The sequence below is a fragment of the Pseudomonas sp. BIOMIG1BAC genome, assembly GCF_001705995.2.
Taxonomy (GTDB): domain Bacteria; phylum Pseudomonadota; class Gammaproteobacteria; order Pseudomonadales; family Pseudomonadaceae; genus Aquipseudomonas; species Aquipseudomonas sessilinigenes.
This window is the reverse complement of record NZ_CP049045.1, coordinates 7,227,136-7,253,543: the sequence shown is the minus strand read 5'-3', so window position 1 is coordinate 7,253,543 and position 26,408 is coordinate 7,227,136. Positions and strand designations below refer to the sequence as shown.

General features: G+C 63.8%; 24 protein-coding genes. 13 read left to right on the top strand and 11 right to left on the bottom strand.

From position 1 onward, the window contains the following. The first annotated feature begins 259 nt into the window (after positions 1-259). Positions 260-778 (top strand): glycine cleavage system protein R, encoded by a 519-nt coding sequence (locus ATY02_RS33770; protein WP_068575662.1) that lies wholly within the window; start codon positions 260-262, stop codon positions 776-778. 225 nt (positions 779-1,003) lie between these two features. On the opposite strand, the gene rarD is transcribed toward ATY02_RS33770, so the two are convergent. From rarD to ATY02_RS33745, 5 genes are all read right to left on the bottom strand, one after another. After that, positions 1,004-1,891, bottom strand: coding sequence for an EamA family transporter RarD (gene rarD, locus ATY02_RS33765; protein WP_068575660.1), 888 nt, complete (start codon positions 1,889-1,891; stop codon positions 1,004-1,006). 104 nt (positions 1,892-1,995) lie between these two features. Further along, complete coding sequence (locus tag ATY02_RS33760) at positions 1,996-2,970, bottom strand: serine/threonine protein kinase (protein WP_068575659.1); 975 nt, start codon at positions 2,968-2,970, stop codon at positions 1,996-1,998. Positions 2,971-3,097: 127 nt separating this feature from the next. Continuing rightward, positions 3,098-4,999: a PhoX family protein gene (locus ATY02_RS33755; RefSeq protein WP_068575657.1), complete on the bottom strand. Its 1,902-nt coding sequence runs from the start codon at positions 4,997-4,999 to the stop codon at positions 3,098-3,100. A 106-nt stretch (positions 5,000-5,105) separates the two neighbouring features. Next, positions 5,106-5,870 (bottom strand): TOBE domain-containing protein, encoded by a 765-nt coding sequence (locus ATY02_RS33750; RefSeq protein WP_068575655.1) that lies wholly within the window; start codon positions 5,868-5,870, stop codon positions 5,106-5,108. 64 nt (positions 5,871-5,934) lie between these two features. Continuing rightward, complete coding sequence (locus tag ATY02_RS33745; protein WP_068575653.1) at positions 5,935-6,675, bottom strand: ComF family protein; 741 nt, start codon at positions 6,673-6,675, stop codon at positions 5,935-5,937. Positions 6,676-6,767: 92 nt separating this feature from the next. Here ATY02_RS33745 and bioB point away from each other — a divergent pair, with 92 nt between their 5' ends. The 9 genes from bioB (at position 6,768) to ATY02_RS33700 (ending at position 17,544) form a co-directional block, all read left to right on the top strand. Next, positions 6,768-7,823, top strand: a complete 1,056-nt coding sequence (gene bioB, locus ATY02_RS33740; protein ID WP_068575651.1) for a biotin synthase BioB — start codon at positions 6,768-6,770, stop codon at positions 7,821-7,823. Positions 7,824-7,964: 141 nt separating this feature from the next. Next, positions 7,965-9,143, top strand: a complete 1,179-nt coding sequence (bioF, locus tag ATY02_RS33735; RefSeq protein ID WP_068575649.1) for an 8-amino-7-oxononanoate synthase — start codon at positions 7,965-7,967, stop codon at positions 9,141-9,143. Further along, positions 9,136-9,867 carry an alpha/beta fold hydrolase gene (locus ATY02_RS33730; protein WP_068575648.1) on the top strand — a complete coding sequence of 244 codons (732 nt, stop codon included), beginning with the start codon at positions 9,136-9,138 and terminating at the stop codon, positions 9,865-9,867. Before bioF ends, ATY02_RS33730 begins: the two co-directional genes overlap by 8 nt. Then, positions 9,860-10,672 carry a malonyl-ACP O-methyltransferase BioC gene (gene bioC, locus ATY02_RS33725; protein ID WP_068575646.1) on the top strand — a complete coding sequence of 271 codons (813 nt, stop codon included), beginning with the start codon at positions 9,860-9,862 and terminating at the stop codon, positions 10,670-10,672. Before ATY02_RS33730 ends, bioC begins: the two co-directional genes overlap by 8 nt. Continuing rightward, positions 10,669-11,349, top strand: coding sequence for a dethiobiotin synthase (gene bioD, locus ATY02_RS33720; RefSeq protein WP_068575644.1), 681 nt, complete (start codon positions 10,669-10,671; stop codon positions 11,347-11,349). Before bioC ends, bioD begins: the two co-directional genes overlap by 4 nt. Before the next feature lie 107 nt (positions 11,350-11,456). After that, positions 11,457-11,753: a pyrroloquinoline quinone biosynthesis protein PqqE gene (locus ATY02_RS33715; RefSeq protein ID WP_068575641.1), complete on the top strand. Its 297-nt coding sequence runs from the start codon at positions 11,457-11,459 to the stop codon at positions 11,751-11,753. A gap of 299 nt (positions 11,754-12,052) precedes the next feature. Further along, a complete protein-coding gene (locus ATY02_RS33710; RefSeq protein WP_053137672.1) occupies positions 12,053-13,858 on the top strand; it encodes a phenylacyl-CoA dehydrogenase in 1,806 nt (601 codons plus the stop codon). Positions 13,859-14,076: 218 nt separating this feature from the next. Next, positions 14,077-15,369 carry a GGDEF domain-containing protein gene (locus ATY02_RS33705; RefSeq protein WP_068575639.1) on the top strand — a complete coding sequence of 431 codons (1,293 nt, stop codon included), beginning with the start codon at positions 14,077-14,079 and terminating at the stop codon, positions 15,367-15,369. A gap of 396 nt (positions 15,370-15,765) precedes the next feature. Then, complete coding sequence (locus tag ATY02_RS33700) at positions 15,766-17,544, top strand: acyl-CoA dehydrogenase C-terminal domain-containing protein (protein WP_068575638.1); 1,779 nt, start codon at positions 15,766-15,768, stop codon at positions 17,542-17,544. 237 nt (positions 17,545-17,781) lie between these two features. On the opposite strand, the gene ATY02_RS33695 is transcribed toward ATY02_RS33700, so the two are convergent. Continuing rightward, on the bottom strand, positions 17,782-18,711 hold the full coding sequence (locus tag ATY02_RS33695) for a LysR family transcriptional regulator (protein ID WP_068575636.1): 930 nt from the start codon (positions 18,709-18,711) through the stop codon (positions 17,782-17,784). Positions 18,712-18,941: 230 nt separating this feature from the next. On the opposite strand from ATY02_RS33695, the gene ATY02_RS33690 reads away from it, so the two are divergent. From ATY02_RS33690 to ATY02_RS33680, 3 genes are all read left to right on the top strand, one after another. Beyond that, positions 18,942-20,225, top strand: coding sequence for an aspartate aminotransferase family protein (locus ATY02_RS33690; protein ID WP_068575634.1), 1,284 nt, complete (start codon positions 18,942-18,944; stop codon positions 20,223-20,225). Then, positions 20,225-20,950, top strand: coding sequence for a type 1 glutamine amidotransferase (locus ATY02_RS33685; protein ID WP_068575632.1), 726 nt, complete (start codon positions 20,225-20,227; stop codon positions 20,948-20,950). The genes ATY02_RS33690 and ATY02_RS33685 overlap by 1 nt, the downstream gene beginning before the upstream one ends. A 273-nt stretch (positions 20,951-21,223) precedes the next feature. Continuing rightward, a complete protein-coding gene (locus ATY02_RS33680; RefSeq protein ID WP_011063854.1) occupies positions 21,224-21,382 on the top strand; it encodes a YqaE/Pmp3 family membrane protein in 159 nt (52 codons plus the stop codon). A gap of 34 nt (positions 21,383-21,416) precedes the next feature. On the opposite strand, the gene ATY02_RS33675 is transcribed toward ATY02_RS33680, so the two are convergent. From ATY02_RS33675 to pqqB, 5 genes are all read right to left on the bottom strand, one after another. Further along, positions 21,417-23,249, bottom strand: coding sequence for a S9 family peptidase (locus ATY02_RS33675; RefSeq protein WP_068575628.1), 1,833 nt, complete (start codon positions 23,247-23,249; stop codon positions 21,417-21,419). Beyond that, positions 23,215-24,381: a pyrroloquinoline quinone biosynthesis protein PqqE gene (pqqE, locus tag ATY02_RS33670; protein ID WP_068575626.1), complete on the bottom strand. Its 1,167-nt coding sequence runs from the start codon at positions 24,379-24,381 to the stop codon at positions 23,215-23,217. Before pqqE ends, ATY02_RS33675 begins: the two co-directional genes overlap by 35 nt. Continuing rightward, positions 24,353-24,628, bottom strand: coding sequence for a pyrroloquinoline quinone biosynthesis peptide chaperone PqqD (pqqD, locus tag ATY02_RS33665; RefSeq protein WP_022641451.1), 276 nt, complete (start codon positions 24,626-24,628; stop codon positions 24,353-24,355). Before pqqD ends, pqqE begins: the two co-directional genes overlap by 29 nt. Next, on the bottom strand, positions 24,625-25,377 hold the full coding sequence (pqqC, locus tag ATY02_RS33660) for a pyrroloquinoline-quinone synthase PqqC (RefSeq protein WP_053137658.1): 753 nt from the start codon (positions 25,375-25,377) through the stop codon (positions 24,625-24,627). Before pqqC ends, pqqD begins: the two co-directional genes overlap by 4 nt. 93 nt (positions 25,378-25,470) lie before the next feature. Next, positions 25,471-26,382: a pyrroloquinoline quinone biosynthesis protein PqqB gene (pqqB, locus tag ATY02_RS33655; RefSeq protein ID WP_022641450.1), complete on the bottom strand. Its 912-nt coding sequence runs from the start codon at positions 26,380-26,382 to the stop codon at positions 25,471-25,473. Positions 26,383-26,408 lie beyond the last annotated feature (26 nt).

Below are 26,408 nucleotides of genomic sequence, written 5' to 3'. Positions count from 1 at the left end.
CGGCATACTACATGATGAATTGCGGTTGTGAAAATTAGACTAAATACGTCGTTTCGCGACTCAATAATGCAGTGCGGTCACGCTGGGAAGCTTGGTGTTCGCAAAAAGCCGATGGATTGTTCCATATAAATACAAAAAGTTGTACACGATTTGTATTTTTGGGCTACCGGTCCATTTGCCTGGCCTCGACCAGGGGCACCGGGCGCTGCTGGCGAGGCTGCCTATAATTGCTCTTCCACCCGTAAAAGAGGGCTGCGCCATGGACCATCTCGTTCTCACGGTATTCGCTGCGGACAAGGCCGGGCAGGTCGAACGCATTGCCCAGTGCATCGCCGCCCACGGTGGCAACTGGCTGGAAAGCCGCCTGTCGCGCATGGCCGGGCAGTTCGCCGGCATTCTCCGGGTGGCGGTGCCGGCCGAAGCCTACGATGAGCTGGTGGACGCCTTGCAGGGGCTTTCGGCCCAGGGCATCCGGGTGTTGATCGCGCAAAGCAGCATCGAGCAATCTTGCACCTGGAAACCCATTGCCATGGAACTGGTGGGTAACGACCGACCGGGGATTGTCCGGGACATCACCCGCTTGCTGGCGGAGCAGGGGGTCAATCTGGAGCGGCTGGTGACGGAAGTGCGGCCGGCGCCCATGAGCAGCGAGCCGCTGTTCCATGCCGAGGCCATCCTGGCAGTGCCCCTGACCCTGTCCCTTGAGGTCTTGCAGGCACGCCTGGAAACCCTGGCGGACGACCTGATGGTGGAGTTGGTGCTGCGCAGCGAAGGCTGAGGGCCGTTGGATGGGTTATCCCAGTAAAGCGTGCATGCGCCTGTGGATAACCTGTAGAGACCCGGCGCTGGCCCAGGGGTGTCGCGGCTTCCCGTGAATTGATCAAAAAACCGGCAATTTCAAGGGCTTGTGCACAAACGGCGGGGACCAGCTTGTGGATAAGCTTGGGAAGAACCGCCGCAGGCCACAGGGGACGTGGCCTGCAGATGATTGATTGTTTATTGATCAGTTACGTCCGCGCAGGCTCAGCCAGGCATCCACGCTGTACACCGCCAGGCCCGCCCAGATGAACATGAAAGCCACCAGGGTGCTGGAGGACAGTTGCTCACCGAACAGCAGCACGGCCTGGAGCAGCACCAGGGTCGGGGCCAGGTATTGCAGGAACCCCAGGGTGGTGTAGGGCAGGTCCCGGGCGGCGGCGTTGAAGCACACCAGCGGGATCAGCGTCACCGGGCCGGCCGCCACCAGCCACCAGGCTTCTGAGCTGGTCCAGAAGGCCGCATGGGCGCTGCTGGCGTCCGGGTGCAACAGCAGCCAGGCCATTGCGATGGGCACCAGCATCCAGGTTTCCACCACCAGCCCCGGCAAGGCCTTCACTGGAGCCTGTTTGCGGATCAGGCCATAGAAACCGAAGCTCAGCGCCAGGGCCAGCGAGACCCAGGGCAGGCTGCCCAACTGCCAGACCTGCTGGGCCACCCCGACCGCCGCCAGCAGCACCGCCAGCCACTGCAGGCGGCGCAGGCGCTCGCCGAGGATCAGCATGCCCATCAGTACGTTGATCAGCGGGTTGATGTAGTAGCCCAGGCTGGCCTCGACCATGCGCCCGTTGTTTACCGACCAGACATAGGTCAGCCAGTTGGCGGCGATCAGGGTGCCGCTCAGGGCCAGGATCGCCAGGCGCCGTGGGTTGTCCCGCAGTTCCCGCCACCAGCCGGGGTGCTTCCAGACCACCAGCAGCAGGCCGCCGAACAGCGCTGACCAGAGCACTCGGTGGACGATGATTTCCACGGCGGGCACGCTGGCGATGGCTTTGAAATAGAGCGGAAACAGACCCCAGATGATGTAGGCGGTCAGGCCCAGGATGTACCCGCGGCGCGGGTTGGCGGCTTGCATGGAGAATCCTTGCTTAGGCAACTATCAAAGGCGCGATTGTAAGGATAATTGTCTATACCTGTCCTGGCTTTTCCGTGCATGGCCTGCCGTTCCCGCCCGGGGCTTCAGAACAGCCGCAGGGGTTCTTCGTCGAGCGCCGCCAATTGTTCGCGCAGGGCCAGTACCTGGTCGCCCCAATAACGTTCGCTACCGAACCAGGAGAAGCTGCGGGGGAACGCCGGGTCATCCCAGCGCCGGGCCAGCCAGGCGCTGTAGTGCATCAGGCGCAGGGCCCGCAGCGGCTCGATCAGTGCCAGTTCGCGAGGGTTGAAATCGTGAAACTCGCTGTAGCCGTCCATCAACTCGGACAACTGGCCGAGGCGTTCCTGGCGGTCCCCCGCGAGCATCATCCACAGGTCCTGCACCGCAGGGCCCATGCGACAGTCGTCCAGGTCGACGATATGGAACACCTCGTCGCGGCACATCATGTTGCCCGGGTGGCAGTCGCCATGCAGGCGGATGTTCTGGTGCGTAGTGGACTGATAGAGGGCTTCCACGCGCTTGAGCAGGTCGCGGGCGACGGACTCATAGGCCGGCAACAGGCTCTTGGGAATGAAGTTGCCTTGCAGCAGAGTCGCCAGGGAGTCGTGGCCGAAGTTCTGCACGCCCAAGGCCTCGCGGTGGCTGAACGGGCGGCTGGCACCGACGGCGTGCAGGCGGCCCAGCAGTTGCCCGAGGCGATAGAGCTGGTCGAGGTTGCCCGGTTCCGGGGCGCGGCCACCACGCCTTGGGAACAGGGCGAAACGAAACCCCGCATGCTCGAACAGGCTGCGCCCTTCATGGACGATCGGCGCCACTACCGGCACCTCGCACTCGGCCAGTTCGAAGGTGAAGCTGTGTTCTTCGAGGATGGCCTCGTCGCTCCAGCGCTGGGGGCGGTAGAACTTGGCCACCAGTGGCTCGCCCTGGTCGATGCCGACCTGGTAGACGCGGTTCTCGTAGCTGTTGAGGGCCAGGACCCGGGCATCACTGAGAAAGCCGATGCTTTCCACGGCGTCCAGGACCAGGTCGGGGGTGAGGGTATCAAACGGGTGCGACATGCTTACTCCTGCGCGCAGCAGGCTGCCGCGTCCGGCCCAGCATGGTAACGCAGACGGGCAGGCCGGTGGAGGGCGCTATGGCGCCTGCCTCGGCCAGAGGCAGGCGCCGGTTCGGCACGCGCTTGGATCAAGCGCCGATGATGCCGCCATCTTCCCGGGTAATGGCCATCACCGAGGACCGCGGCTTGCCGTTGGGCAAGTGCTCAGGGAAGGTCGAGCCGCCGTTTTCCCCCGGGTGCTGGATGCCCACGAACAGGGTCTTGTGGTCCGGGGCGAAGGCGATCCCGGTGACTTCGCAGCCCACCGGTCCGACCATGAAACGGCGGATCTCGCCGCTGTCGGGATCGGCGCAGAGCATCTGGTTGTTGCCCATGCCGGCGAAGTCGCCACTGTTGCTGTAGTCGCCGTCGGTGAGGATCCACAGGCGCCCGGCCTTGTCGAAACCCAGGCCATCGGGGCTGTTGAACATGTTCTGCGGGGTGATGTTGGAGGAGCCGCCCTTGGGCTTGCCGGCGTGCACGCCAGGGTTGCCGGCGACCACGAACAGGTCCCAGGAGAAGTTCAGCGAGCCATGGTCGTCGCCACCGGTGCGCCAGCGCAGGATCTGCCCATAGACGTTTTTCTCCCGCGGGTTGGGGCCGCCCACCGGCATGCCATCCTCACCGCGCTTGGAGTTGTTGGTCAGGGTGCAATACACCTGGCCATCCTTGGGGCTGACCACGATCCACTCGGGACGGTCCATGCGTGTGGCCTGGACCACGCTGGCGGCCAGGCGGGCCTGGATCAGCACCTGGGCCTGGTCGGCGAAACCGCTGCTGGCGTCGATGCCGTTCTTGCCATGGGTCAGCTCGATCCACTGGCCCTGGCCCTTGGGGTGGTCCGGGTTGCCATCGCCTGCATCGAAACGCGCCACATACAGCGTGCCGTGGTCCAGCAGGTCGCGGTTGGCCTTGGGATGACGGTGGTTGATGCGGTCGCGGCTGATGAATTTGTAGATGAACTCACCGCGTTCGTCGTCGCCCATGTAGACCACGGCGCGGCCATCGCGGGTTTGCGCCAGGGCGGCGTTCTCATGCTTGAAGCGGCCCAGGGCGGTGCGCTTGATCGGGGTCGATTGCGGATCGAAAGGGTCGATCTCCACCACCCAGCCGTGGCGGTTGAGCTCGTTGGGGTTCTTGGCCAGGTCGAAGCGCGGATCGTGCAGGTGCCAGTTGATGTCGCGGCTGGCCACCGAGGCGCCATAGCGCTTCTGGGCGGCGTCGAACTTGTGCTCGGCGTTGCTGCTGCCGAAGCAGTCGGTGAAGTTCTCTTCGCAGGTCAGGTAGGTGCCCCACGGGGTCTTGCCATTGGCGCAGTTCTGGAAGGTGCCGAGGACTTTCTTGCCCTTGGGGTCGGCGCTGGTCTTGAGCAGCGCGTGGCCGGCGGCGGGGCCGCTGAGGCGGATCGGCGTGTTGCCGTGGATACGCCGGTTGTAGCGCGAGCCCTGGACGAACTGCCACTGGCCGTTCTTGCGTTGCACCTCGATCACTGAAACGCCTTCGCTGGCCTGGGCCTTGCGTGCGTCCTCGGCCGACTGTGGCAGGCCGCCGTGGGGGAAGAGGTAGCGGTAGTTGGTGTATTCGTTGTTGATCGCCATCAGGGCCCGGTTGCGGTCATCCGGGAAGGCGAACAGGCTCATGCCGTCGTTGTTGTCGCCAAATTGCACTTCTTGGGCCTGGGCGGTGCCATTGCCACTCGGGTCGAAGGCCGGGCCGTTCTTGTGCAACGGCTGGCCCCAGCTGATCAGCACCGAGGACTTGTAGCCCGGCGGCAGGGTGATGGTGTCGCTGGTGGCACTGGGGATGCTGGCAAAACCCAGCAGTTGGCCGTTGCCGGCGCTGACACCGGCAGCCAGGGCGCTGCGGCTCAGCAGGCTGCCGCCCAGGAACAGGGCTGCGCCGCACAGGGCGCCGGCACCGATGAAGCCCCGGCGGCTGAGGCCGACGATCTGTTCCAGGTCGGTGGGTTGGTCTTCTTCTAACAGGCTCATATCAGGCTCCCTGCGGGTTTTTGCAGCCACCTTAATGAGCACCGATGACGAATTTGTTGCAGGCCCAAGACCTTGAAAAGGGGCGTCCGGGAGCTTGGGGCCAGGGTCAGAGCGGAGTTCCCAGGAGCACATGGGAGGGGGAGAACTGCACCTGGACCGGCCGGTCTTGCGCCAGCCCCAGGGTTTTCAACAGCAGCGGCTCGGCCAGGGCACAGAGAACCTGGCCATTGGGCAGGGCGATCCGGACTTCGCAAGGGCCGTCCTCGGCATCGAGAATTCGCTCGATGGTGCCTGTGAGGCAATTGTGTCCAGTTGTTACCGGGGCCCCGACGGCCTGCACGTCCAGCCATCCCGCCTTGATCAGGGCCACGACCTCGGTGCCGGGGGCCAGTTCCAGGCGCTGGGTGCTGTCGTGGGTGATCTGCGCCTTGAGCTGGACCCCGTCGGGCAGTTCCAGGCTGAGCAGGTCGTTGCAACCCTGCGGGACAATTTCATGGACCTTGCCGTGCAACTGGTTGCGCGCACTGGTGCGTAGCATCAAGCGCCCCAGCAGGTCGAAATCGCTGGCGTCTTCAGCCGCTTCCAATACCTGGGCCTGCAGCACCTGCAGGCGCTGATAGAGGCGCAAGACCCGTTCACCTTCGGCGGACAGCCTGGCGCCGCCACCGCCCTTGCCGCCAACGCTGCGCTCCACCAGCGGGTTCTGGGCCAGGTTGTTGAGCTCGTCGATGGCGTCCCAGGCCGCCTTGTAGCTCAGGCCGGCACTTTTCGCTGCACGGGTGATGGAGCCCTGCTCGGCGATGTGCTGCAACAGCGCGATGCGCTGCGGGCGACGGGCGATGTGTTGGGTCAACAGGGTGGGCAGGGACATGGCTGGGACGCTTCGGGCACGGAAGATGGACTGGGAGTTTGCGGCTTGAGCGACGAGAGTCAAGTCAGTCCGGGGCCTCGGGCCTGGGAGTACGGGCCAGGCAATAGACGTCCACCTGGCGGGCTCCGGCTGCCAGTAGCAGGCGAGCCAGGGCCTGGGCGGTGGCGCCGGTGGTCAGGACGTCGTCCACCAGCGCCAGGTGCCGGCCCCTGACCTGGGCATCGCTTGCCAGGGTGAACGCCCGGCGCAAGTTACCCTGGCGAGCCCATGCCCCCAGGCCTTGTTGTGCAGGCGTGTCCTGGGTGCGCCGGACCCACTGTGGCTCGACCGGTAGTTGCAGTTGCCGACCCAACCAGTGGGCCAGCATGTCGGCCTGGTTGAAACCGCGCTGGCGCAGGCGGCGCCGGGACAGTGGCACCGGCACCAGGCAGTCCGGCCGGGGTAACCCCTCGTCGAAACGATAATGCAGGAACTGCCCGAGAAGCTCGGCCATCAGGCGGCCAAAAGGCCACTTTTCATGGTGTTTGAAGCGGCTGACCAGGCTGTCTATCGGGAAGTCGTAGCGCCAAGGGGCGATGACCTTGGTGAACGCCGGAGGTCGTTGCAGGCATTGGCCGCAGGTCGATCCCGCGACCGGCAACGGCAGGGCGCAGACCGGGCACTGGGCCCCGAGCCAGGGCAGGTCGTGCAAGCAGGGCGTGCACAGGGCCATGGCTGAATCGCTGGGTTCGTCGCAGAGCAAACAGGTTTGTTTGTTTTTTAGCCAAATGTAAACCGGTACTTTTCTTTCTGGTTGACAGTGCATGGCGGCTTCCTTAAATATGCCGAACATCCGTGTTGCGGCTGTGGACTTTCCCTGTCCCGCACCGCCTGCCAAGCATAATCAAGGAACCGCCCATGAGCGCCAGCACCACCGCCACCTTGCGTCATGACTGGACTTTGGCTGAAGTCAAAGCCCTGTTCACCCAGCCGTTCAACGACTTGCTGTTCCAGGCGCAGACGGTGCACCGCGCGCATTTCGATGCCAATCGGGTCCAGGTTTCCACCCTGCTGTCGATCAAGACCGGCGCTTGCCCGGAAGATTGCAAATATTGTCCGCAGTCCGGTCACTACAACACCGGCCTGGAAAAGGAAAAACTCCTGGAAGTGCAGAAGGTCCTGGAAGAGGCTGCCCGGGCCAAGGCCATCGGCTCCACGCGTTTTTGCATGGGCGCGGCCTGGAAGCATCCTTCCGCCAAGGACATGCCCTACGTGCTGGAGATGGTCAAAGGGGTCAAGGCCATGGGCCTGGAGACCTGCATGACCCTGGGCAAGCTCGACCAGGAGCAGACCGAGGCCCTGGCCCAGGCTGGCCTGGACTACTACAACCACAACCTGGACACCTCGCCGGAGTTCTACGGCAGCATCATCACCACCCGCACCTATAGCGAACGCCTGCAGACCCTGGCCTATGTGCGCGATGCCGGGATGAAGATCTGTTCCGGCGGCATCCTGGGCATGGGCGAGTCCCTGGACGACCGTGCCGGGCTGTTGATCCAGCTGGCCAACCTGCCGGAGCACCCGGAGTCGGTGCCGATCAACATGCTGGTGAAAGTGGCCGGTACGCCGCTGGAAAATGCCGATGACGTTGACCCGTTCGACTTCATCCGCATGCTCGCCGTGGCGCGGATTCTCATGCCGCAATCCCATGTGCGCCTCTCCGCTGGCCGTGAGGCCATGAACGAGCAGATGCAGGCCCTGGCCTTCTTCGCCGGCGCCAACTCGATTTTCTATGGCGACAAGTTGCTGACCACCGCCAATCCGCAGGCCGACAAGGACATGCAGCTGTTCGCCCGCCTGGGCATCCAGCCCGAAGCGCGCGAAGAGCATGCCGATGAAGTGCACCAGGCGGCCATCGAACAGGCCCTGGTGGAGCAAAAGAGCAGCGAGCAGTTCTACAACGCTGTCGTCTGAGCGACCGACCACCCGTAGCCCGCTGCCACAGGCCGCGACCGACCCGAAAGGGGGCGAGGATCAGGAGTGCATCCCGATCTCGCACACCTGTCGCGGCCAGGGGCAGAGGCGACGGCTCATCTTTTGATCATCGAGGCCTGCATGTCTTTTGATCTTGCCGCGCGCCTCGCTGCGCGCCGTGCCGAACACCTGTATCGCCAGCGTCCCCTGCTCGATAGCCCCCAGGGGCCGCAAGTGGTGGTCGACGGCCAGCCATTGCTGGCGTTCTGCAACAACGACTACCTGGGCCTGGCCAATCATCCGCAAGTGATCGAAGCCTGGCGCGCCGGTGCCAGTCGCTGGGGCGTGGGCGGTGGCGCCTCGCACTTGGTGGTGGGCCATAGCGGCCCGCATCACGCCCTCGAAGAGGCCTTGGCAGAACTCACCGGCCGCCCTCGGGCGTTGCTGTTCAGTACCGGCTACATGGCCAATCTCGGGGCGGTCACGGCCCTGGTGGGGCAGGGCGACACGGTGCTGGAAGACCGTCTCAACCATGCTTCGCTGCTGGATGCCGGGCTGCTCAGTGGCGCGCGTTTCAACCGCTACCTGCACAACGATCCGGCCAGCCTGGCCAAGCGCCTGGAAAAGGCTACCGGCAATACCCTGGTGGTCACCGACGGGGTATTCAGCATGGATGGCGATGTGGCCGATCTGCCGGCCCTGGCCCGTGAAACCAAGGCCCGAGGCGCCTGGCTGATGGTGGACGACGCCCATGGCTTCGGTCCCCTGGGTGCCAACGGCGCGGGCCTGGTAGAACATTACGGCCTGGGCCTGGATGAGGTGCCGGTGCTGGTGGGGACCCTGGGCAAGGCTTTCGGAACCGCTGGGGCCTTTGTCGCAGGGAGCGAGGAGTTGATCGAGAGCCTGATCCAGTTCGCCCGGCCCTACATCTATACCACCAGCCAGCCGCCAGCGTTGGCCTGTGCCACCTTGAAGAGCCTAGAGCTACTGCGCAGCGAACACTGGCGCCGCGAGCACCTGGCGAGCCTGGTCCGCCAGTTCCGTCGGGGCGCCGAGCAGATCGGCCTGGAGCTGATGGACAGCTTCACTCCGATCCAGCCCATCCTGGTCGGCGACAGCGCCCGGGCCATGCGCCTGTCGCAGAGGCTGCGCGAGCGCGGGATCCTGGTCACCGCTATTCGCCCGCCGACGGTCCCGGCCGGCAGCGCGCGGTTGCGCGTGACCTTGTCCGCCGCTCACAGCGAAAGTCAGGTACAGCTATTGTTAGACGTATTGGCAGATTGCTTCAGTGAACGGCAGGCGGGACCGAGCCATGCGTGATCGACTGATTCTGTTGCCCGGCTGGGGCCTGGGCGTGTCACCCCTGGAGCCCCTGGCAGCGGCCTTGCAAGGATTGGATGAGCACCTGAGGGTGGAGATCGAGCCGTTGCCGGAACTGGTATCCAGCGACCCGGCTGACTGGCTGGATGAGCTCGATGACGCCCTGCCCGATAACGCCTGGCTGGGCGGCTGGTCCTTGGGAGGCATGCTCGCCTCGGAGTTGGCCGCACGGCGTGGCGAGCGTTGTTGCGGCCTGCTGACCCTGGCCAGCAATCCCAGTTTTGTCGCCCATGAGCATTGGGCCAGCGCGATGGCCGGGGAGACCTTCGATGGGTTCCTGGCGGGCTGCGCTGGCGATCCGCGTGCCACCCTCAAGCGCTTCTCGCTGCTTTGCGCCCAGGGTGCTGGCGATCCGCGAGGTTTGTCCCGGTTGCTGCTCGGTGGCGCGCCGGTCACCCAGCCCGAGGTGTTGATGGCTGGCCTGGAGTTGCTGGCGCAGCTCGACACCCGTGAGGCCTTGCAGGGTTTTCGTGGGCCGCAGTTGCATCTGTTCGCCGGGCTCGATGGCCTGGTGCCTGCCGAGGCGGCGAGTGAGTTGCTGGCATTGTTGCCGGATGTAGAGGTTGGCCTGATTGAACAGGCCAGCCATGGTTTTCTCCTGGAGGACCCCCATGGAGTGGCGGGTGCGATCCAGGCTTTCTTGCATGAGTCCGGTGATGACTGACCTGTCTGTTCCCGTCCCACCTACAGGCCTGCCTGACAAGCGCCGGGTTGCGGCCTCGTTCTCCCGTGCCGCTGCCAGCTATGACAGCGTTGCCGAGTTGCAACGAGCGGTTGGCCAGCAATTGCTGGAGCGCTTGCCCATTGGCTGGGCCCCTGCACGCTGGCTGGACATGGGGTGCGGCACCGGGCACTTCAGCCGGGCGTTGGGCGCACGCTTTCCTGATGGCCAGGGCCTGGCCCTGGATATTGCCGAGGGTATGCTCGAGCATGCCAGGCCCCTGGGCGGCGCTGAGCATTTTATAGCGGGAGACGCCGAGCGCCTGCCGTTGCGGGCGGACAGCTGTGAGTTGATCTTTTCCAGCCTGGCGGTGCAGTGGTGCGCTGATTTCGCCGCGGTGCTCAGCGAGGCGCGACGAGTCCTCAAGCCCGGTGGTGTGCTGGCCTTCGCCAGCCTGTGCGTGGGCACCTTGCACGAGCTGCGCGAGAGCTGGGCACAGGTGGATGGGCAGGTGCACGTCAATCGCTTTCGCGAGTTCGAGCGCTATCGCCAATTGTGCGACGCCAGCGGTTTGCGAGTGCGGAGCCTGGAGCGGGTACCCCATGTCCTGCACTACCCGGACGTGCGCAGCCTGACCCATGAACTCAAGGCCCTGGGCGCGCACAACCTCAATCCTGGTCGCCCTGGTGGCCTGACTGGGCGGGCACGGATCGCAGGGTTGATCGCGGCCTATGAGGGCTTTCGCCAGGCCAAGGGGCTGCCGGCGACTTACCAGGTAGTCCATGCCGTATTGGAGAAACCACTATGAGTCCTGCCTATTTCATCACCGGCACCGACACCGAGGTGGGCAAGACCACCATCGCCGCTGGCCTGCTGCATGCCGCGCGCCTGGCCGGGCTGAGCACGGCGGCGGGCAAGCCGGTGGCGTCCGGTTGCGAGCTGACGGCCAAGGGCCTGCGCAATGCCGATGCCTTGGCGTTGCAAGCGCAGGCGTCGTTGCCACTGAGCTATGAGGAGGTGAACCCGATCGCCTTCGAGCCGGCCATCGCTCCGCACCTGGCCGCACGCGAGGCGGGCGTGGCATTGACGGTGCAGTCGTTGCTGCTGCCCATGCGCCACATCCTGGCCAAGGGCGCGGATTTCACCCTGATCGAAGGTGCAGGTGGTTGGCGCGTACCCCTGGCGGGCCAGGACAATCTCTCGGACCTGGCCATGGCCCTGGGGTTGCCGGTGATCCTGGTGGTGGGGGTGCGGCTGGGGGGCATCAACCATGCCTTGCTGACTGCCGAAGCCATTGCCCGGGACGGCCTGCAACTGGCGGGTTGGGTGGCCAATATCGTCGATCCGAAGACCTCTCGTCTGGAAGAGAACCTGGCGACCCTGGCCGAGCGTCTTCCTGCGCCGTGCCTGGGTAAGGTGCCCTGGCTCCGGCTGGCTGGGGCCGAGGCGGTGGCCGAACACCTGCAACTGGATCTGCTGGACTAGATTTTGCCTATGGCAGGGCATTTGGCCATTAGTGTTTTTGACGGGCGTTTTCTTGACGGGTCTGCTTCAATGACACCCGTCATTCATTTTCCAGGTCGAGTTCTCTCATGGAAATTTCCGGGAACAGCGCTTTCTACGCCGGGCTGAACGCGATTCAGGCCGGGCAGAATCGTGTCGATCAAGCCGCTGGCCAGATTGCCAGCACCGCTGTCGACCGCTCCGCGGGCAGTCAGTCGTCGGAGCTTCAGGTCAACCGCCTGCGCGGTGTGGACCGCAGCCAGGAGTCGGACGTGGCCAGCAGCGTGGTGGAAATGTCCGCCGGCAAGTTCCAGGTGGAACTGGGCGTCAAGGTCGCCAAGGCCTCGGATGAAGCCCTCGGTACGCTGATCGACACCTACGCCTGATTGTCCTTTCGTCGAAGCCCGGCCCCCGTTTTCGGGGGCCGGGCTTTTTCATGCCTGTCTTTATGCCATGTCCTCGGCTGAATTCTTGCGCTGACTGATTGCCGACTAGCCGGCTTCTACACTTCATGGCAGTGCCGTGGGCCTTGGCCTACGCGGGTGTTACATGCCGATGACGAAAGGTATTTGTCCGACGCTTGACAAGATTTGGGCGTAAACGTATGTTTCAAACAACTGTTTGACCGCTATAAAAACTCAACGCGGTTGTTCATTCCCGGTTACATCAGCAGAGGTTTATCGCTATGCCTGACTACAAGGCCCCCTTGCGTGATATTCGCTTCGTTCGTGACGAGCTGCTTGGTTATGAGGCGCACTATCAGAGCCTCCCGGCTTGCCAGGACGCCACTCCGGACATGGTTGACGCCATTCTCGAGGAAGGTGCGAAGTTTTGTGAGCAGGTGCTGGCGCCGCTGAACCGTGTGGGCGACCTGGAAGGTTGCACCTGGAGTGAATCTGGCGTTAAGACCCCAACCGGCTTCAAGGAAGCCTACAAGCAATTCGTCGAAGGCGGCTGGCCAAGCCTGGCCCACGACGTCGAACACGGCGGCCAGGGCCTGCCTGAGTCGCTGGGCCTGGCGGTCAGCGAAATGGTCGGCGAGGCCAACTGGTCGTGGGGCATGTACCCAGGCCTGTCCCATGGCGCGATGAACACCATTTCCGCCCACGGTACGCCTGAGCAGCAAGACGCCTACCTGACCAAGCTGGTGACCGGCGAGTGGACCGGCACCATGTGCCTGACCGAGCCACATTGCGGCACCGACCTGGGCATGCTGCGCACCAAGGCCGAGCCTCAGGCCGACGGTTCCTACAAAGTCACCGGTACCAAGATCTTCATCTCCGCCGGTGAACACGATATGGCCGACAACATCGTCCACATCGTACTGGCTCGCCTGCCGGACGCCCCGGCCGGCACCAAGGGTATCTCGCTGTTCATCGTGCCCAAGTTCCTGCCCAACGCCGATGGCTCTGTCGGCCAGCGTAACGCCGTGAGCTGCGGTTCCCTGGAACACAAGATGGGTATCCACGGCAACGCCACCTGCGTGATGAACTTCGACGCGGCCACCGGTTTCCTGATCGGCCCGGCGAACAAAGGCCTGAACTGCATGTTCACCTTCATGAACACCGCTCGCCTGGGTACCGCGCTGCAAGGCCTGGCCCACGCCGAGATCGGTTTCCAGGGTGGCCTGAAATACGCTCGCGACCGCCTGCAAATGCGCTCGCTGACCGGCCCGAAAGCACCGGACAAGGCTGCCGACCCGATCATCGTGCACCCGGACGTACGTCGCATGCTGCTGACCATGAAGGCGTTCGCCGAAGGCAACCGCGCCATGGTCTACTTCACCGCCAAGCAGGTGGACATCGTCAAGTACGGTGTGGATGAAGAAGAGAAGAAGAAGGCCGATGCCCTGCTGGCCTTCATGACCCCGATCGCCAAGGCCTTCATGACCGAGGTGGGCTTCGAGTCCGCCAACCACGGCGTGCAGATCTACGGTGGCCACGGTTTCATCGCCGAGTGGGGCATGGAGCAGAACGTTCGCGACAGCCGCATCTCGATGCTGTACGAGGGCACCACCGGTATCCAGGCCCTGGACCTGCTGGGCCGCAAGGTGCTGATGACCCAGGGCGAGGCGCTGAAGGGCTTCACCAAGATCGTCCACAAGTTCTGCCAGAACAACGAAGGCAACGAAGCCGTGAAGGAATTCGTGGCACCGCTGGCGGCACTGAACAAGGAATGGGGCGAGCTGACCATGAAAGTGGGCATGGCCGCGATGAAGGACCGTGAAGAAGTCGGTGCTGCTTCGGTGGACTACCTGATGTACTCCGGTTACGCCTGCCTGGCCTACTTCTGGGCCGACATGGCACGCCTGGCGGCCGAGAAGCTGGCTGCCGGCACCACCGAAGAGGCCTTCTACACCGCCAAGCTGCAGACCGCGCGCTTCTACTTCCAGCGCATCCTGCCGCGTACTCGCACTCATGTCGCCACCATGCTGTCGGGCGCCAACAACCTGATGGACATGAAGGAAGAGGATTTCGGCCTGGCTTACTAAGCCTGTCCGGCTCCACTGTGAAGCCGCTCGCCCCTCGGGGCGAGCGGCTTTTTTGCATCTGCGGACCTTCGGTAAAAATTCCCGACTAAAACGCTAAGCTGAAGCGATTCCCTGCCGTTACAGAGGTGGCAATGTGACGCCTGTCACATCGCATGTGCTTAACTTCTGTAATGAAGGCACAATGCCATCTACTGATAAGCCGGGTTGGAGTTTTACCCTTGCCGCGTTCTTCCGCTGTACGTTTCAGTCACTTTCTTCCGTCTTTACTGCTTCTGCTTGCTGGGCTGGCGGCCGCCTACGTCAAGGACCTCAACGTATTCTTCACTTCGCTGTTCAACGTGCTGCCGACCCTGGTGCTGTTGCTCGGCGGGGCGTATTGCGCGGTGTATCGACGCCAGCGCGAGCTGTTCCTGATGGTCACGGTGTACATCGCCTACTTCCTGCTCGATACCCAGACCGACTTCTACCGGGACAATGGCCGGGTCCGTGAGGATGCCGCGGTGGTATTCCACCTGTGCTGCCTGTTGCTGCCCTTGTTGTTCGGTTTGTTCGCTGCCTGGCAGGAGCGCACGCATCTGTTCCAGGACATGGTGGCGCGCTTCGCCGTGTTGCTCGCCTTCGGCAGCGTGGCCCTGGGCCTGGAGCAAAGTTATCCCCAGGCGCTGCTGGCCTGGTTGGCAGAGATTCGCTGGCCAGCCCTGCATGGCAGCTGGATGAGCCTGATCCAGTTGTCCTATCCGGTGTTCTTCGCCGCCTTCCTGCTGTTGGCGATCCAGTACTGGCGCAGCCCACGGCCGCTGCATGCGGCACAACTGGTGGGCTTGCTCGGGCTGTTCTGGATGCTGCCCAAGACGTTCATCCTGCCCTTCACCCTGAACATCATGTGCAGCCAGGTGATGTTGATGATTGCCTCTGCGGTGGCCCACGAGGCCTACCAGATGGCCTTTCGGGATGAGTTGACCGGGCTGCCGGGGCGCCGAGCCCTGAACGAACGCATGCAGCGGCTGGGGCGCAACTACGTGCTGGCCATGACCGACGTCGACCACTTCAAGAAATTCAACGACACCCATGGCCATGACGTAGGCGACCAGGTGCTGCGCCTGGTGGCCAGCAAGTTGTCGAAGGTCACCGGTGGCGGCCGGGCCTATCGTTATGGCGGCGAGGAGTTCGCCGTGGTGTTCGCCGGCAAGAGCCTGGATGAATGCATGCCGCACCTGGAGATGATCCGCGAGATCATCGCCGGCTATAACATCCAGCTGCGCAACCAGGAAAATCGTCCCCAGGACGACCAGCAAGGTCGCCAGCGCCGTGGCGCCGCAGGGGCTTCCAGCGTGTCGGTGACCATCAGTATCGGCGTTGCCGAGCGGCTGATGGAGCACCGGACTCCCGAGGAAGTGCTCAAGTCTGCCGACCAGGCGCTCTATAGCGCCAAGGGCGCGGGGCGTAACTGCGTGATGGCCTTTGGGCAGAACCGGCGCGGCGCAGTGCGGATGGACGCGGCCGCAGGTTAGGTGATGGCGGCGTATTCAGCGCCCGTACGATCATTGGCAGGCCTGGATGGCGGCAGTAGGTTGCAATGACCTGTTGCCGCAAACGCCGATGCCGGTGCGCCCAGCACCACCGTGCGCTGGCCAGGCCGGCCCCCAACGTTTCTTGATTTCCATCGACTGCTGCCAGGGGCCAAGGTCCGTCTGCCGGTAGCACTTTTCAGCTGTTAGACAAACGGTCACATCTGTCAAAAGCCCCGCTCTCGGCCGGCCTTGTCATGCTATTGCCAGTTATTGACTAAAAATTACAAAACGGTCACCAGATGACCCTATGTGTCTCAAAAGTTGTTCGGGTACACTCGACTCTCCGTAAATGGGCCCACTCCGGCCCGCTTGTCTTTAGATCTTGCGAGGTTTGCCATGGCTGACTACAAAGCGCCCCTGCGCGATATGCGCTTCGTCCTCAATGAAGTCTTCGAGGTCGACAAACTCTGGGGCCAGTTGCCGGCGCTGGCAGAAACGGTGGATGCCGAGACCGTCGAGGCGATCCTGGAAGAAGCGGGCAAAGTCACCGCCAGGAGCATCGGCCCGCTGAGCCGCAGTGGCGATGAAGAGGGCTGCCGCTGGAACGATACTACGGTCACCACTCCAGAAGGTTTTCCACAGGCCTACCAGACTTACGCCGAGGGCGGCTGGGTCGGGGTCGGTGGTGATCCCGAGTTCGGTGGCATGGGCATGCCCAAGGTGGTATCGGCCCAGGTCGAGGAAATGGTCAACTCCGCCAGCCTCGCGTTTGGCCTGTACCCGATGCTGACTGCCGGGGCGTGCCTATCGATCAATGCCCACGCCAGCGAAGAGCTCAAGGCCACTTACCTGCCGAACATGTATGCCGGTGTCTGGGCCGGTTCCATGTGCCTGACCGAGCCTCACGCCGGTACCGACCTGGGGATCATCCGCACCAAGGCCGAGCCACGGGCCGATGGCGCCTATGCGATCACCGGGACCAAGATCTTCATCACGGGTGGCGAACACGACCTGACGGAAAACATCATCCATCTGGTGCTGGCCAAGCTGCCGGATGCACCGGCTGGTCCCAAGGGCATCTCGCTGTTCCTGGTGCCCAAGTTCATGGTCAACGCCGATGGCAGCCTGGGCGAGCGCAACCTGGTGAGCTGCGGTTCGATCGAGCACAAGATGGGCATCCAGGCTTCCGCTACCTGTGTGATGAACTTCGACCAGGCTCTGGGTTACCTGGTGGGCGAGCCGAACAAGGGCCTGGCGGCCATGTTCACCATGATGAACTACGAGCGCCTGGGGGTGGGCATCCAGGGCCTGGCCACTGGCGAGCGTTCCTACCAGAACGCGGTGGAGTACGCCCGTGACCGCCTGCAGAGCCGTGCACCGACCGGCCCGCAAGCCAAGGACAAGCCTGCCGATCCGATCATTGTCCACCCGGACGTGCGCCGCATGCTGCTGACCATGAAAGCGGCCAACGAAGGCGGTCGGGCATTCTCCACTTATGTGGCGATGCAACTGGATACCGCCAAATTCAGCGAGGATACCGACACCCGCAAGCGTGCGGAGAGCCTGGTGGCCCTGCTGACCCCCGTCGCCAAGGCATTCCTTACGGACCTGGGCCTGGAAACCACGGTCCATGGCCAGCAGATTTTTGGTGGCCACGGTTACATCCGCGAGTGGGGCCAGGAGCAACTGGTGCGTGACGTGCGCATTACCCAGATCTATGAGGGCACCAACGGTATCCAGGCCCTGGACCTGGTAGGGCGCAAGATCGTTGGTAGCGGCGGTGCGTTCTACAAGCTGTTTGCCGAGGAGATCCGCCACTTCACCGCGACCGCCGATGCCACGCTGGATGAGTTCGTCCGTCCGCTCAATGCGGCACTGGACAACCTGGATGAGCTGACCGCCTGGGTGCTGGATCGCGCGGCGACCAATTCCAACGAGATTGGCGCAGCGTCCGTGGAGTACCTGCAGGTATTCGGCTACACGGCCTATGCCTACATGTGGGCACTGATGGCCAAGGCGGCCCTGGGCAAGGAGCAGGACGATGATTTTTATGCCAGCAAGCTGGGAACAGCGCGTTTCTACTTCGCTCGCCTGCTGCCGCGTATTCATTCCCTGAGCGCTTCGGTCAAGGCCGGTAGCGAATCACTGTTCCTGTTGCCTGCGGAGCAGTTTTGATCGGGCAAAGTGCCTGTAAGTCATCTCTTACATCACGTGCTGCAGTTCGCCCATATCGGTGGATAAGGGGTACAGCTAATCTACGTTACATGGACGTCGCGCAGGAAGCGCAAAGCAACAACACGGACACGTAGGATTCCGCCAGGATGGTGGAGTGAAATGGATGTCAGGGAAACAGTCTGCAAAGCCCCGCTTCGGCGGGGTTTTCTTTTGCCCGGATTTTTTCCTCTCGCTGTTTCAGCCCAGGGTTTCCGGCAGCGCCGGGCCACTCAGGCGTCCGTCCTGGGTATGCAGCGGGTCCTCCAATAGCGTACGCAGCAATTCCAGCGTTCCTTGCTGACGCTGCAGGTCACGGCACACCAATCCGACTTTCAGCGGCACCCTGGGCTCGCTCAAGGGCTTCCAGAGCAATTCCCGGTTGCCGTGCTGCTGCTGGGAGCGTCCCGGCAAGACCGTGGCCAGCCGGGTATGAGGCAGGCTGTCGAGAATCCCCGCCATATTATTCAATTCCGCTTGCACCTGCGGACGCCGTCCCAGGTTGGCCAGTTGTGCCTGCCAGATCTGGCGGATCTGGAATTCCTCCCCTAGCAACAGCATCGGTAGCTCGGCCGCCTGGCTCATGGATACTTTCTTGAATTCGCGCAGGGGATGCTGTTCGGGGATGACCAGGGTCAGCTCGTCTTCGTACAGCGCAACGCCATGCAACCCCGGTTGCCGCGGTGGCAGATAGCTGATGCCGATGTCCAGCGAACCGTTGAGCAGGCGCCGTTCGATTTCCAGCCCGGTCAATTCGTAGATCTGCACCACCAGGTGTGGCTGGGCCTTGCGCACCCGTTCCAGCATTTGTGGTACCAGGCTGCTGTGCACGGTTTGCAGCACGCCGATGGCCAGGGTGCGCAGGGCCTGGCCCTTGAAGTTGCGCAGGGCCTCGCGAGCCTGTTGCAGGCCATCGAGCAGGGGCAGTGCGTGGTTGTACAGGGTATGGGCGGCGAGGGTCGGCAACAGGCGCTTGCTACTGCGTTCGAACAGACTGACATCCAGGTGCTGTTCCAGCTGGCGGATCTGCTGGGAGAGCGCCGGTTGGGAGATCGAAAGACGCTCGGCGGCACGCCCTACATGGCCTTCTTCATACACCGCGACGAAGTAACGCAGTTGCTTAAAATCCATAAGTATTTCTTATCGAAAAAGCTTAAAAATCGAAATGGCCCGAAGCCCCGTGGAAGCCTAGTCTAGCGCCTATTCACAAGGCTTACAGGGCCGCGCAAGGCGATGAGTACCGTTCGGGTCGATGGCATTTACATAGGCAAGGCAAAAAATACGGGCCGTGCTCAGCTCGGTAACCGCGACAAACGTCCAGTTGCCAGCCGACCTGGGATGTGGCTCCAGGGGCTGCCGGCATGAACCTGTTCAGCCTGCGCCGCTCCCCGCCCAGCCTGGACGACCTGGCCATCGCCCCTAGCCCGGCCGCCATGGCCGACAGCTTGTCCAGCGATTGCCTGATGCCCAGCGTCCAGCGCCCCCAGCCGGTATTTGTCCGGGGGCAGGGTTCCTGGCTCTGGGACAGCGACGATCGTACCTACCTGGACTTCACCCAGGCCGGAGCCGCCAACAGCCTTGGCCACAGCCCGTCGGTGCTGGTCAATGCGCTGACGGCCCAGGCGCAATCGTTGATCAACCCGGGCTCCGGGTTCTACAACCGCGGCATGCTCAAACTGGCCGCTCGCTTGTGCCGCAGCACCGGCAGCGACCAGGCCTATCTGCTGGGCAGTGGTAGCGAGGCCTGCGAGGCGGCGATCAAGCTGGCCCGCAAGTGGGGCCAGATCCATCGTGGTGGCGCGGCGGGGATCATCACGGCCAGCCAGGCCTGCCATGGTCGAGGTTTTGCCGCGCTGTCGGCGGCAGGCGGTGGCGCCGCGGGCAATCGTTTCGAACCGCGCCTGCCGGGTTTCAGCCAGGTGCCGTTCAATGACCTGCCAGCCCTGCATGCAGCGGTGGACGCACAAACCGTAGCGATCATGCTCGAACCGATCCAGGGCGAGGCCGGGGTCGTACCGGCCACCGAGCATTACCTCAAGGGCGTGGAGCGGCTGTGCCGTGAGCTGGGCATCCTGTTGATCTTCGACGAAGTCCAGACCGGTATCGGCCGTTGCGGCACCTTGCTCGCCGAGCAGTTGTATGGCGTGCGTGCCGACATCATCGCCCTGGGCAAGGGCCTGGGCGGTGGAGTGCCGCTGGCGGCACTGCTGGCCCGGGGCAAGGCCTGCTGTTTCGAACATGGCGAACTCGACGGCACCCATCACGGTAATGCCCTGATGACTTCGGCCGGCCTGGCGGTGCTCGATTGCCTCCAGGAGCAGGGGTTCCTGCAACAGGTGCGCAGCCATGGCCAGTATCTGGGGCAGGGGCTGGCTCGCCTGGCCAGCCGTTACGCCCAGGGCCAGGTCCGTGGCCAGGGACTGCTCTGGGGCATGAGCCTGGCAGACGATTCGGCGCACGCGGTGGTCAAGGCTGCATTGCAGGAAGGACTGCTGCTCAACGCCGTGCAACCGGACTGCCTGCGTTTCACTCCGGCGCTGACCGTGAGCAAGGGCAATATCGACGAGATGCTGCTGCGCCTGTCCAGGGCCTTTGCCCGGGTCCGCACCGCACAATTGCAATGTCGCAAGGGAGTGGCCGTCTGATGCGTGTACTGATCCTGCAGCATTCCCCGGCCGCTGGCCCGGGCCGTATCAGTCAGTGGCTGCTGGAGCGAGCCACGGCCGTACACATCTGCCACCTGCATGCCCATGCCCGTTTGCCGCGACTGGACAGCTTCGACCTGCTGATCCTCCTGGGCGGCCCCATGAGTGTCCATGATGAGGCGAAGGCGCCCTGGCTGGCTGCGGAAAAACGCCTGCTGCGCAAGGCATTGTCTGCCGGCAAACGAGTACTGGGCATCGGCCTGGGTGGCCAGCTCCTGGCTCAGGCCCTGGGCGCCCAGGTCCGCCCCTGCGCTGCTAGCGAGATTGGCTGGTGGCCCGTGGAGAAGTACCCCAGCGCCCAGGACTCGCCCCTGGGACTGGCGTTGCCGGAACGCTTGATGGCGTTCCATTGGCATGGTGAGAGCTTCGATCTGCCCAAGGGCGCCTTGCCGCTGTATCGCTCTGCGGCTTGTGCCAACCAGGGGTTTATCTGGCAGGAGCGCGCCATTGGCTTGCAATGCTTGCTGCAGAGCGACCTGCAAAGCATCGAGGCGCTCTTGCAGTCGCGCCCCAAGGGGTGGTTGAGCGCCGAACAGGATGCAGGCCCCGAGAGTGTCGAAGATCGCCAGGCGATCCTCGCTGGCATCCCTCATTGCAGCGGCCTGGCCCCGACGTTATTCCGGGTGCTGGACTATTTGTCCGGACCTCACCCAACCCTGCGCTAACAGCATTCCTGAACCGTCTCGCGGTATAACGCATCGCCCCGTGTCCGATCTTTCGCACGGGGCGTTTTTTTGTCTCTGTTTTTTCCAGACCCGAATGGCGATACCCCCCCAGTGGCCTGGCTCTCAAGCTGCTGGGCACCGTGCACAAACACAGGGGCGAGGTCCTCGCTTGAGCGGGCCATAGACCGGTTGGCAATTGTGCTGAACCCTGGCCAGAGGCCAGGGTCGATTGCAGGTAGGGCTCATCCGAGCCGTTTCTGTCTGGAGCCATCCATGGATCTGATCCGCATTATCTTCGCCATCCTGTTGCCGCCCCTTGGCGTGTTCCTGCAAGTGGGATTCGGCGGCGCCTTCTGGTTGAACATCCTGTTGACCTTGTGCGGATACATCCCCGGTATCGTGCATGCGGTGTACATCATCGCCAAGCGCTAGAAAGCATCAGGCCCGCTCCAGGCGGGCCTGATATTCAGTGCTGCGCCTGCAACACCTTGCGGTAGAACAGCCACTCCTGTTCCAGGGCGTGGGCCTGGTTTGCGGCCTTGCGAAAACCGTGGCGTTCTTCCGGGTAGTAATGGGCCTCGGCGGCAAGCCCCTGCTCTTGCAGGGCCCTGAGCATGACCCGGGTTTGTTCGGGGACCACCACGGCGTCCAGCTCGCCCTGGAAGAACACGACGGGTACCCGGATCTGACCGGCGTGCAGCAACGGCGTACGCGCCAGGTAGCGCTCGCGATCCTGCTCGGGATCACCGATCAACCAATCCAGGTAGTCGCCTTCGAACTTATGGGTGGTGCGGGCCAGGGCCAGGGGATCGCTGACGCCATACAAGCTGGCGCCGCCACAGAAGACCTGGCGCGAGGCCAGGGCGCAGAGGGTGGTATAGCCCCCGGCGCTGCCGCCACGAATGAATGCCTGCCGCGGATCGATCAGGCCCTGCTCGGCCAGGTGAGCTACCACGGCGCAGGCGTCTTCCACGTCCACTTCGCCCCAGCGCAGGTGCAGCGCCTGGCGGTAGGCACGGCCATAACCCGTGCTGCCCCGGTAGTTCAGGTCGGCTACGGCAAAGCCACGCTGGGTCCAGAACTGGATACGAGGGTCGAGCATCGGATAGCAGGCCGACGTCGGGCCACCGTGGATGAACACCACCAGGGGTGGGCGCTGTACGCCATTCATGGCCGGATAGAAGAAACCATGGGCCTGGCCATCGCCACTGGCGTAGCACAGTGTTTGCGGCCGACTGATGCTGTGTGCCGGTAAGGGGGCGACGCCACCGGCCAGTACCCGGACCTGGTGAGTCTCGCGGTCGATGGCGATCACCGCCGAGGGACTGATGGGCGAGGCAGCGATGCAATAGATGTGGTGTGCATCCACCGCCAGGCTGCGAAAACGGCTGTAGTCGCCAGTGAAATCATCGTGCGAGCCATCCGCTCGGTGCAAGCCGAGGCGGCCGAAGCCTGCTTCGGTCCAGCTGGCCAGCCAGGTCTCTTCGCCGAGGGGCAGCCAGGTACAGCCACCCAATTGCCACGGGGCCGGGGCATGGTCCGCCGCTGCACAGGGCAAGGCCCGCAGGCCGTTGCCCGACTCGATCCAGGGTTGCCAGAAGCCCTGGCGATCGGTGAGGCAGCACAGTCGGTCATCGCGGTCGAAGCGCGGTTGCTGCAACGACTCCTGGGCGTTGTCGCCCGCCATGCAACGCGGCGCTCCCCAGCGACCGTCGGCCTGGCGTTCGGCGAGCATCAGGCGAGTGCTGGTCCAGGGCTGATGGGGGCGGTCCCATTCGATCCAGGCCAGGCGCTGGCCATTGGGGCTCAGGGTGGGCGCGGCATAAAAATCGGCACCGGCGGCCAGCAGATGCTGGTGCCCGGTTTCGATATCGATGGCCAGCAAGCGATGGCGGTCATCGCATTCCTCTACGGCCAGGACCTGGCCGGCGTAATGCTGGACATCTCCATAGCGGCAGTCGCCCCGGGTCAGCGCCACGGGAGTGCCACCGGCCAGCGGCTGGCGATACAGCTGCTGGTCCTCGTCGTTGACGAACAGCAGGCTGTCGGCGCCGATGCAGAAGGCACCACCGCCGTATTCGTAGACCCGGCTGCGGGCACTGAAGCCGGGTGGGATCAGGCAACGAGCCTGGCCCTGATGCCAGTGCCAGATCCGGCAACTGGCATCTTCTGGGCGATATTCATTCCAGAACAGGCCCTGGGGCGTCAGTTGCAGTTCGGCGAAGTCGACGCCAGCGGCGGTGGCCTGGCTGGCACTGAAGGGTTCAACCCTTGGCGATGAGGCGTGAGTTTCGTTCATTGCGAAATGCCAATTGCTCGATGGTCTGGGTGGCGGTTTCGGACTCTTCCCGGGCCTTGAGGATCATCCCGTGGTGCGGCGACTTGCTGCATACCGGGTCGGCATTGCTGGCGTCGCCGGTCAGCATGAAGGCCTGGCAACGGCAGCCGCCGAAGTCCTGTTCCTTTTCGTCGCAGGAGCGACACGGGTCGGGCATCCAGTCGTAGCCGCGAAAGCGGTTGAAGCCGAAGGATTCATACCAGATGTGCTGCATGCTGTGCTCGCGCACATTGGGAAATTGCACCGGCAGCTGGCGGGCACCATGGCACGGCAGGGCCGTACCGTCCGGGGTCACGGTGAGGAACAGGCTACCCCAGCCGTTCATGCAGGCCTTGGGGCGTTCTTCGTAGTAGTCCGGAGTGACGAAGATCAGTTTGCACGGATGCCCCTGGGCCTCCAGCTTGGCGCGGTATTCGTTGGTGATGCGCTCGGCGCGCACCAGTTGCTCCTGGGTTGGCAGCAGGCCAACACGATTGAGCTGGGCCCAGCCATAGAACTGGCAGGTGGCCAATTCGACGAAGTCGGCTTCCAGGGCGATGCACAGTTCGATGATGCGGTCGATCTTGTCGATGTTGTGCCGATGGGTGACGAAGTTCAGCACCATCGGGTAGCCGTGGGCCTTCACCGCTCGGGCCATCTCCAGCTTCTGCGCGAAGGCCTTCTTGGAGCCGGCCAGCAGGTTGTTCACCTGCTCGTCGCTGGCCTGGAAGCTGATCTGGATATGGTCCAGGCCAGCCTTCTTGAAGTCGCTGATCTTCTGCTCGGTGAGGCCGATGCCGGAGGTGATCAGGTTGGTGTAGAACCCCAGCTTGCGCGCCTCACCGATCAGTTCGGCCAGATCCTGGCGCACCAGCGGTTCGCCGCCGGAAAAGCCCAGCTGCGCGGCGCCCATCTCCCGGGCCTCGCGAAACACCTTGAGCCACTGGGCAGTATCGAGCTCCTTGCCCTGTGCCGCGAAGTCCAGCGGGTTGGAGCAGTACGGGCATTGCAGCGGGCAGCGATAGGTCAGCTCGGCCAGCAGCCACAGCGGCAGGCCGATCTCCGGCTTGGCGGGCACGTTGGAATCAGCCGAGTTCGATCCAGTGCTGGGCACGGGCGACCTCCATGAATTGCTCGATATCGTCACCGAGCTCGGCGACCCCGGGGAACTGCACCTGCAGTTCGCCGATGATCGCTGCCACGTCGCGCTCACCGTCGATCAAACCACCGATCAGGGCGGCGCTGTCGTTGAGCTTGATCATGCCCTCGGGGTACAGCAGGACATGGCCCTTTTGCGCCGGCTCGTACTGGAAGCGGTAGCCGGGGCGCCAGCGTGGGGTTTTGCTGCGATCGAAACTCATAAGGTGATCCCTTTGTGCCAGACCCGCTGCTCGGTGACGCTGTGATAAGGCGGGCGGTTCAGTTCATAGGCCATGCTCATGGCGTCGAGCATGCTCCAAAGAATGTCCAGTTTGAACTGGAGAATTTCCAGCATGCGCTCCTGGCCCGCGCGGGTGGTGTAGTGCTGCAGGGTGATGGCCAGGCCGTGCTCCACGTCTCGCCGGGCCTGGCCCAGGCGCGTGCGGAAGTACTGGTAGCCGGCCGGGTCGATCCACGGATAGTGCTGGGGCCAGCTGTCCAGGCGCGACTGGTGGATCTGCGGGGCGAACAGTTCGGTCAGGGAGCTGCTGGCGGCTTCCTGCCAACTGGCGCGCCGGGCGAAGTTGACGTAGGCATCCACGGCGAAGCGCACCCCCGGCAATACCAGCTCCTGGGAGCGCAACTGGTCCGGGTCCAGGCCCACGGCCTGGCCCAGGCGCAGCCAGGCCTCGATGCCACCGTCCTCGCCAGGGGCGCCGTCATGGTCCAGCAGGCGCTGGATCCATTCGCGGCGTACTTCCCGGTCCGGGCAGTTGGCGAGGATCGCCGCATCCTTCATGGGGATGTTCACCTGGTAGTAGAAGCGGTTGGCGACCCAGCCCTGGATCTGCTCGCGGCTGGCCCGGCCTTCGTACATCGCCACGTGGTAGGGGTGATGGATGTGGTAATAGGCGCCCTTGGCGCGCAGGGCCTGTTCGAATTCGGCGGGGGACAGCGGGGTGTCGGTCATCTGGGTTCTCCGGGGCTTGGCCTGGTCGCGGGCGGGCCCGCGGTTGCGCAAACGGCCCCAGGGCGCTGGGGCCGAGCTTGTGGGGGATAGGCCCTACAGCTCAATACTCATTCCGTCGTAGGCCACTTCCACCTTTCGGCGTACCAGTTCGGCACGTTCGGCGGAGTCTTCGTCGAGGATCGGGTTGGTGTTGTTGATGTGGATAAGCACCTTGCGCTGGCGTGGCAGCTGTTCCAGCACTTCGAGCATACCGCCGGGGCCGTTCTGCGCCAGGTGGCCCATCTCCCGGCCGGTACGGGTGCCGACGCCACGGCGCTGCATCTCGTCGTCTTCCCACAAGGTGCCGTCCACCAGCAGGCAGTCGCTGGCGGCCATGATCTGAAGCAGCGGCGCGTCCACCTTGCCCAGGCCCGGTGCGTAGAACAGCTTGCCGCCGGTGCGCAGGTCCTCGACGATCAGCCCGATGTTGTCGCCCGGGTGCGGGTCGAAGCGATGGGGCGAGTAGGGCGGTGCGGCGCTGCGCAGGGGCAGTGGGGTGAAGCGCAGGTTGGGGCAGGCAGCCACGCTGAAGCTCTGGTCCAGTTCGATGCGGTTCCATTGCAGGCCGCCGTTCCAGTGGCTGAGCATCTTGAACAGCGGGAAGCCGGTGCTCAGGTCCTCGTGGACCATGTCGGTGCACCAGACCTGATGCGGGCAGCCTTCGCGCAGGCTGAGCAGGCCGGTGGTGTGGTCGATCTGGCTGTCCATGAGGATGATGGCGCTGATCCCGGTATCGCGCAGGGCTCGGCCGGGTTGCATGGGGGCAAAGCCCTGCAGTTGGGCGCGAATATCCGGGGAGGCGTTGCACAGCACCCAATTCACCCCGTCATCGGAGATTGCAATGGACGACTGGGTACGGGCCTGGGCGCGCAGGCTGCCGTCGCGAAATCCCGCGCAGTTCACGCAGTTGCAGTTCCACTGCGGAAAACCACCGCCGGCGGCGGAACCTAGAATCTGGACAAACATGGACGCTCCCTGGGCTGTGACTTGAA